Consider the following 1244-nt stretch of genomic DNA (forward strand, 5'->3'; position numbering starts at 1 on the left):
TGCCGACGCGCACATGGAGGCCCAGCGCGATGGCCATCGTGTTCATCGGCACAACATTGCGGCCCAGCGTTTCGATCGTGAGCACGGCACCATCCGGCGTGCGGCGCGCGAATTCCAGCATGTCGGCCGGATGCAGCCCTGCTGCGCCACCACCGATGGCCACGTAATTGAGGTTGAGCGGACCGGTATAGACGCCCTTGCGGATCAGCCGCTCGAGTGTTTCGAGTTGCGTGAGATTGCCCAGCATGAACTGCGGCTGGATGCCGGCGGCAAACAGTCGCCTGATGTGCTCGACATGCCACGACGGATTGGACGGCGAGATCATGTCGCGGTAAGCCGCCTGCAGCGCGGGGCTCATGAACGAGGTGCCGGCGATGTCGGCCTCGGTCAGCAACTCCATGATGTTCATCTGGCCCGTGTTGATCGCGACGGTCACCTGTTCGGGACGCGGGTCCAGTTCCGCGAGCATGTGGCGCGTGTCGTCGTTCGCCCATTTGGCCATCTCGCCGTCGCTTTCCGGCGCGAACGAGATCGAGCCGCCGACCTGCAGGATCATCTGCGGCACCGCTTCGCGCAGAAGGGCGAGCATCTCATTGAACTTCGACAGACGCTTGCTGCCCTTGCCATCCTCTTCGCGGACGTGCACGTGCAGCACCGTCGCGCCTGCGTTGTAGCAGTCCACGGCCTTTTGCACCTGTTCATCCATCGTGACCGGGATATCGTCCGAATCGCCTGGAATCCATTGCGGCCCGTACGGTGCCACCTGGATGACGAGTTTTTCCTGATTTTCAGGCAGCAGCGAATCGTCCATGAAATGCATGATGTGTATTCCTTATTGGGGTGGGTGTGTTGGTGGCGTCAGGCAGCGGCCTGCGCACCCTTGGTCTTTGCCTGCTCAAACGCGGCCAGCTCCTCCAGCAGGATTGGTGCGCCGAGACTGGACGAATGAATGCCGAGGACACTGACGGCCTGCAGAACCGCTGCGATCTCTTCCTTCGTGGCGCCCAGTTCGAGCGCCTTGCGGATATGCCGGCGCGTGCCCGGCGCGTACATATGCGTGCAGGACGAATCGACTGCGATGGCAAGGAACTCCAGCACCTTGGGTTCGAGCACACCTGACATCATGGTGTGTGCGCCCATCGTCATGAATTTCTCGGCCCATACGGGATCGAGTTCGGCAATGGCATCCCACGCAGGATTCCAGTTGCCTGTGGCGCGCAGCTGATCGCACATTGTCGTCGCGC

Annotated in this window: 2 protein-coding genes; both read right to left on the reverse strand. The window is 61.8% G+C overall.

All coding sequences use genetic code 11. From position 1 onward, the window contains the following. Nucleotides 1–820, reverse strand: an 820-nt coding sequence (locus AB4Y42_RS43975; protein WP_368697857.1) for a 3-keto-5-aminohexanoate cleavage protein, incomplete at its 3' end; no start/stop codon positions are given. Between the two features lie 38 nt (nt 821–858). Then, nucleotides 859–1244: carboxymuconolactone decarboxylase family protein (locus tag AB4Y42_RS43980; protein WP_368697858.1), on the reverse strand; the 386-nt coding region annotated here is incomplete at its 5' end.

The sequence above is a fragment of the Paraburkholderia sp. EG286B genome (assembly GCF_040965655.1).
Classification (GTDB): domain Bacteria; phylum Pseudomonadota; class Gammaproteobacteria; order Burkholderiales; family Burkholderiaceae; genus Paraburkholderia.